The sequence below is a fragment of the Bacillus sp. JJ1764 genome (assembly GCF_036962145.1).
Taxonomy (GTDB): domain Bacteria; phylum Bacillota; class Bacilli; order Bacillales; family Cytobacillaceae; genus Neobacillus.
Genome location: NZ_JBALNY010000053.1, coordinates 40,155 through 46,519, shown reverse-complemented (window position 1 = coordinate 46,519; position 6,365 = coordinate 40,155). Strand labels below are relative to the sequence as shown.

General features: G+C 42.6%; 6 protein-coding genes. 1 reads left to right on the top strand and 5 read right to left on the bottom strand.

Annotation, left to right across the window (positions count from 1 at the left end):
* Window positions 1-195 precede the first annotated feature (195 nt).
* A complete protein-coding gene (locus tag V7083_RS08855; RefSeq protein WP_335477153.1) occupies window positions 196-1,017 on the top strand; it encodes a PRD domain-containing protein in 822 nt (273 codons plus the stop codon).
* A gap of 53 nt (window positions 1,018-1,070) precedes the next feature.
* On the opposite strand, the gene nagE is transcribed toward V7083_RS08855, so the two are convergent.
* From nagE to V7083_RS08830, 5 genes are all read right to left on the bottom strand, one after another.
* Window positions 1,071-2,513: an N-acetylglucosamine-specific PTS transporter subunit IIBC gene (gene nagE / locus V7083_RS08850; RefSeq protein ID WP_335477152.1), complete on the bottom strand. Its 1,443-nt coding sequence runs from the start codon at window positions 2,511-2,513 to the stop codon at window positions 1,071-1,073.
* Window positions 2,514-2,590: 77 nt separating this feature from the next.
* Window positions 2,591-3,085 carry a PTS sugar transporter subunit IIA gene (locus tag V7083_RS08845; protein WP_335477151.1) on the bottom strand — a complete coding sequence of 165 codons (495 nt, stop codon included), beginning with the start codon at window positions 3,083-3,085 and terminating at the stop codon, window positions 2,591-2,593.
* A gap of 187 nt (window positions 3,086-3,272) precedes the next feature.
* The gene (locus V7083_RS08840) at window positions 3,273-4,646 is read right to left on the bottom strand and encodes an RsmB/NOP family class I SAM-dependent RNA methyltransferase (protein WP_335477150.1); all 1,374 of its coding nucleotides are present in this window, start codon (window positions 4,644-4,646) and stop codon (window positions 3,273-3,275) included.
* A 259-nt stretch (window positions 4,647-4,905) separates the two neighbouring features.
* Window positions 4,906-5,652, bottom strand: coding sequence for an amino acid ABC transporter ATP-binding protein (locus V7083_RS08835; RefSeq protein WP_335477149.1), 747 nt, complete (start codon window positions 5,650-5,652; stop codon window positions 4,906-4,908).
* Between the two features lie 15 nt (window positions 5,653-5,667).
* Window positions 5,668-6,327: an amino acid ABC transporter permease gene (locus tag V7083_RS08830; RefSeq protein ID WP_335477148.1), complete on the bottom strand. Its 660-nt coding sequence runs from the start codon at window positions 6,325-6,327 to the stop codon at window positions 5,668-5,670.
* Window positions 6,328-6,365: the final 38 nt, after the last annotated feature.

Genomic DNA, 6,365 nt, shown 5'->3' with positions numbered 1-6,365 from the left:
TCTTTAGATTAAACTATTTTCTCTAAAAAAGACACTAATCCAACCAGATTACATGATTTTAACAAAAGGAAAAACAGTGTCGCTTTCGAAGTGCTTTGAAACACTCCTCTTTATGTAAAAACAGGCGAATTTATCCTAATGCCTAGCCCTACCATTCTCCCGCCTAAACAGCGGAATAACAGGAGTTGGTTCCAGTTGAAAATCAAAAAAATCCTTAACAACAATGCTGTTGTCATTATTGATCAAAACGAAGAAAAAATTGCTGTTGGTGCTGGCATTGCCTATCAAAAAAAGAAAAATGATATCATTAATCCTACTAAAATTGAAAAGCTCTTTGTAATGAAGGAAAAAGAGAGGTTTCAGCAGCTTCTTCAACAAATCCCCGAGGAACATTTCGAGCTATCAGAAGAGATTATTTCCTATGCTGAAGAAATACTGCAGACTAAATTAAACGAGCACATTCATATCGCGCTTACTGACCACTTGTCTTTCGCGATTGAACGGGTCAGCGATGGAATCCATGTTAAAAATAAGCTGTTCCACGAAATCAAAATGCTTTATAAGAAGGAGTTTGACATTGGGCTGTGGGCCATACAGCATATTGAACAAAAAACAAAGCTCAAATTGCCAGTCGACGAGGCTGCCTATATTGCCCTGCATCTTCATACAGCTAAGCTTCAAGGCGGTGATATTAAGCAAACACTGCGGCAAACAGCCATTCTTCGGGACATGATTCAAACTATTAAAGACTTCCTGGGGACTGATATTGACGAGAATGATCTGTCCTACCAACGCCTTATTAGCCATCTTCGCTTTACTTTAACAAGAGCCTACAATCACACGGCACCAACCATGGATGATGAAATGCTAAAAATGATCGTAGAAAAATTTCCAAATTCGTACAGTTGTGCCAAACGGATATCAATGAATCTTTCCAGTCAGCATAATATTCACCTTCCAGAATTTGAACTCGGGTTCGTTACCCTCCATATCGAAAGGCTACGAACGGCCTCTTAATTAAAAAAGCTTGGATGGTGGTGTACCGGCCAATCCAAGCTTTTTATTTAAATTTATTTCCTGCGGATTTTCTCTATTTCATCGGCTACAAATTGGACATTGGTACCAACAATGACTTGAATGCTATTGGGTCCAACCACTTTAATCCCCGGCACCCCAGTTGCTTTTATCTTCTTTTGATCTACAGCATTCATATCCTTAACTTCTATTCTTAAACGTGTGACGCAATTATCAACAGACATGACATTAGTATCCCCGCCCAAGCCTGCATAAATTTGTGCTGCCAATGCAGCAAATCTACCATCTCCTGATGTGCTAGCTTCAACAGTCTCCTCATCATCCTCTTCCCGTCCCGGAGTAGCTAAGTTAAATTTCACAATGATAAAGCGGAACAAGAAGTAGTAAATGACAGCAAACACCAAACCTTGAACCAGCAGCATATATGGCTGATGTGCCAGCGGCAATCTTGAACTTAAAATAAAGTCGACAAGTCCTGCACTGAACCCAAACCCAGCAGTCCAGTGGAAAGCTGCCGCAATCATCAAGGAAATACCGGTTAAAATGGCATGAACCAAATAAAGCATGGGTGCCAAGAACATGAAAGCAAATTCAATGGGCTCAGTTACACCGGTAAAGAAGGAAGCGAATCCAGCTGCCAACATTAAGGACGCCACCTGCTTTTTCTTTTTTGTCTTAGCAGTGTGGTACATGGCAAGACCTGCCGCTGGTAAACCAAACATCATAATCGGGAAGAAGCCGGCTTGATATCTGCCTGTAATACCAAGAGTTCCTTTACCGGACCAAAAGTTACCGATATCATTAATGCCTGCCACATCAAACCAGAATACGGAGTTCAAGGCATGGTGCAATCCAGTTGGTATCAATAACCGGTTAAAGAAACCATACAAGCCTGCACCTAATGCACCTAATTTTGCAATGGCTTCACCAAATGATACTAAACCTGTAAAAATCCATGGCCATACAAAAAATAATACTAACGAAACAACCAACATCGATACAGCCGTCATGATAGGAACCAGACGTTTTCCACTGAAGAACGCCAAGGCATCCGGCAATTTCACATGACTGAAGCGGTTATACATCATCGATGCAACAATACCAGAAAGAATTCCGACGAAAGCATTTCCGATTTTTGCAAAAGCAGGGTCAACCTTTGCCGCATCTATTCCCTGCAGCATGGCGACAGTTTCAGTTTTCAGCAAGGTGGTGACGACTAGGAAAGCTACCAAACCGCTCAGGGCAGCCGAACCATCCTTTTCTTTCGCCATCCCTAGCGCAACGCCGACTGCAAAAAGAATCGGGATATTGTCAATAATAGAGCCCCCTGCTTTAATCAAAAACGCAGCAATAGGACTTCCTGCCCCCCAGCCTGTCGGGTCAATCCAATATCCAATCCCCATTAAAATAGCAGCTGCAGGTAAAACAGCAACAGGCAACATCAACGAACGGCCAATTCTTTGTAAATACCCTTTCATTTCATTTCCCCCCAAAAAGTAATAATAAATAATTCCGGCAAATGATGCAGGTATTCAATAAACTGTCTGTCTGAAAGCTACCACCTCCTTTCCTGTTGAACTAGTATAATAACTGTTTTTCCGGCAATGGCTGTTTTTTCATTTGTTCTATTTATTTGTTTGTCACTACCATTGGTCATGACAATTGGTGTTACCGTGCTATCAGCATGCTCTTTGATAAATTCCCAATCCACTTCCATCAGTGGCTGGCCGACTGAAACTTGGTCTCCTTCCGCTACTAGAGCAGTAAAGCCCTCCCCCTTTAGAGACACCGTTTCCAAACCAATATGAATAAGGATCTCTGAACCATCCTCGGCAAGAATCCCTAGGGCGTGTTTCGACGGGGCCACCTGAATGATCTTCCCCTCAACAGGAGCTAGAATCTTTCCACCACTTGGATATATAGCAGCCCCTTCCCCAATCATTTTTTGACTGAAAACCGGATCCGGCACTTCCTCAAGAGGAATGATTTCTCCATCGACCGGTGCATAAATGCTTATTGGACTCACTTTTTTGAATAAGTTAAACTTCATATCCACACACACCCCTTAGGTTTTTGAAAAAACAAAAAAGGCATGGGGGTATAACAAAAGGACACAAAAATCCTTTTATTTTACCACCATGCCTGATCGAATCAGTAACATGTGATCACTATGTAATTAGCTTTTATTATAAAGTAGTTTTCAAGCATTGTAAACGGTTTCATACTAAAAATTTAACTCAATAAACTCCGGTCCACCGCAGCCCCTTAGGGTAATGGTTTTTCAAAAAGTGATCAGAACATTTCCCCCATCCGAGTGAATAGCCATCTACTTCAACCAGATACCAACCTTTTTCACCTTCTGCTTGGAGGGACTCCCCCCTTAAATAAGCCTGAATTTCCCGTGAATCCACGGCAAGATTCCATTTGTGCTTAACCTGATCCCCCTTTAATGAAAGGGCTAAGGCATGAGATGGTTCAAAGCGATTTCTCTTGATTGTGCCCAAATGCCAGCCGGGCCGAAGAACTTTAAGGTTGTCCAGTGATAGCATTTCCTGTGGCAAAATATATAATTGTTCGCCAAATAACAGGTAGTCACCTGTTGGTTTTTCGGTTAGCGATGTGTCCGCAAATTCCAAATAGCTCTTTAGAACTTTACGATCATTCAAGGTTTTAGCATATTGCCGCTTTGCTGGCTCTTCACCGTCTTTTTTTCGTAAAACAGCCATAAAATGTCCTTCACCACGGACTTGGTGTGGCCAGATCCTTATCGACTTATCCAGATGTGGTGCAGGATCGGATACCCAGTCGGCACGACCGTGAGCAAATCCTTCAAAAAAAATACTTTCTTCCAATTCGAAGTTAGGTTCCTTCTTTAAAAATTCACTGATCGTTCCTTCATTCTCCTCTGGTGAGAACGTGCAAGTGGAGTACACCAGCCTGCCACCTGGGCGAAGCATGGTTGCAGCATGACCTAGAATTTCCTGCTGCCTTCCCGCACATACCGCAACATTCTCGGGACTCCATTCGGCGCATGCGTCTGGATCTTTACGGAACATTCCTTCTCCAGAGCACGGAGCATCTACTAAAATTCGATCGAAATAAGCCGGAAATCTCTGGGCTAGTCGAGCAGGTGTTTCATTTGTGACCACCGCATTTGTAATCCCCATGCGCTCCACGTTTTGTGAAAGGATTTTAGCCCGAGCCGGGTGAATTTCGTTCGTCAGCAAAAAGCCTTGTTGTTTCATTTTAGAAGCTAGATGAGTGGTTTTACCACCCGGAGCAGCACAAAGATCTAGGACCCGTTCACCTGGTTTCGGGTCCAACAACTCACCTACAGCCATCGCACTTGGTTCCTGAATATAATATAATCCCGCCTCGTGGTAAGGATGCTTTCCGGGACGGTCCTCCTCTGAATAATAAAAGCCCTCCGTGACCCACGGAACCTTCTCCAAAGCAAACGGACTTACTGCCTTGAATTCCTCAATAGGAATTTTTAATGTATTCACTCGCAATCCCTGCGACCGGTGTAACTCATAACTATGTAAAAATTCCTCATATTCCTCTTGTAATAGTTCCTGCATTTTGAAAAGAAACTCTTTCGGTAACTCCATTTTCAACACCTCAAACAAACATCAAATTGTCCTCAATGTATAACGAAATTTGACGGTAGTCAAGTTATTGATTGGTGCCGGCTTTTTGATTACGGGACTTTTTTGCTATTTTGTTGAATTCAGCCACTTTGTTGTTGAATTTACGCCTATTTTTGTTGAATTCATTCCCTATTTTGTTGAATCCCAGCCTATTTTTGTTGAATCCCCATTCTTCATTTCTTTCGGACAGACAAAAAAACCAGCTCTACAGAACTGGTCTTTATTTTAAGCCCCGATTCAAAAACGCCTTCGTCCGTTGGTTGCTTGGGTTGGTAAATAGCTCACTCGGGTGACCTGTTTCAATGATTTCGCCATTGTCCATAAAAATGGCTTTGTTGGCAACCTCTTTGGCGAAACCCATTTCGTGTGTGACAACAATCATCGTCATGTGCTCTTCGGCAAGGTCTTTCATAACCTGAAGAACTTCACCTGTCAACTCAGGATCCAAAGCTGAAGTTGGTTCGTCAAATAACAAAATTTCAGGATTCATCATCAAGGCACGAGCGATGGCCACCCTTTGTTTTTGCCCGCCGGAAAGATTCGCCGGATAGGCCTCAGCTCGATCAGTCAACCCAATTTTCGCCAAAATTTCCTTACTTCGCTGCTGCACAGAACTCTTCGGCTCCTTTTTTACCATTTTCGGGGCGAGCTCCAGGTTCTCCTTTACGGTTAAATGTGGGAATAGATTAAAGTGCTGGAACACCATCCCCATTCTTGATGTAACCCGTTTAATCTCTTGTGGTGAGGAATAAATGCCGTCCTTTACCAGATAATCACCTGATACATTAATGCTTCCGCCCTCAATTTTTTCAAGATGCACGAGGCTACGGAGCATGGTGCTTTTTCCAGATCCAGATGGACCAATCACAGCAACGACGTCATTCTTATTTACATCAAAGGTAATTTGCTTCAGAACATCCAGATTTCCATACGACTTTTTGAGGTTGGTTACTTCGATGATAGCCACTTCCACCACTCCTTTCTATTCAAATTTGAATCGTCTTTCAATCCATTTAAAAAATACAGTTAAGATCAGCGTCATCAATAAGTAAATCAAACCAGCCACGACAAATGGGGCAATCGTAAAGTCCCTGTTTACGGCTGTTTCAGCAAAGTGCAATAACTCCGGTACAGCGACTGCATATAACAAAGCAGTGTCTTTTACCAACGTTACCGATTCATTGGCAACTGCCGGTAAAGCAATCCTGAACATTTGCGGTAAAATAATCCGAGTCGTCATTTGCCATTTGTTAAAACCAAGCACTTGCGCTGCTTCATATTGTCCTTTATCAATCGCCAGCAGCCCGCCGCGGAAAATCTCAGCAAAATAAGCTGCATAGTTTAATATAAACCCTAAGCATGCTGCCACAAAACGGTCAAGCACCAGATATTGTCCAATTCCAGGAATCATCGGCAATCCAAAACAAATAAATAACAGCTGCAGTAACAGCGGCGTCCCCCGCATCATATAAACATATCCCTGCGCCAGCCAAGACAGTGGTTTAAAGTTGCTTCTTACTGCCAATGTCAAAAAAAATCCAAGTGGAATGGACACAGCAATACACACGATAAATAACAGCACTGTCATTTGTGCGCCATCAAGCATCGGACCAAGGATCGAAATGAAATAATCTAACGACATAGTAGGCTTCCTCCAAAAACAAAACAGGGTTTCCCTTG

Excerpts from the sequence above, each read along its gene's own strand:
- nagE (WP_335477152.1), bottom strand. The coding sequence starts at position 2,513 with ATGAAAGGGTATTTACAAAGAATTGGCCGTTCGTTGATGTTGCCTGTT.
- V7083_RS08845 (WP_335477151.1), bottom strand. The coding sequence starts at position 3,085 with ATGAAGTTTAACTTATTCAAAAAAGTGAGTCCAATAAGCATTTATGCA.
- V7083_RS08840 (WP_335477150.1), bottom strand. The coding sequence starts at position 4,646 with ATGGAGTTACCGAAAGAGTTTCTTTTCAAAATGCAGGAACTATTACAA.
- V7083_RS08830 (WP_335477148.1), bottom strand. The coding sequence starts at position 6,327 with ATGTCGTTAGATTATTTCATTTCGATCCTTGGTCCGATGCTTGATGGC.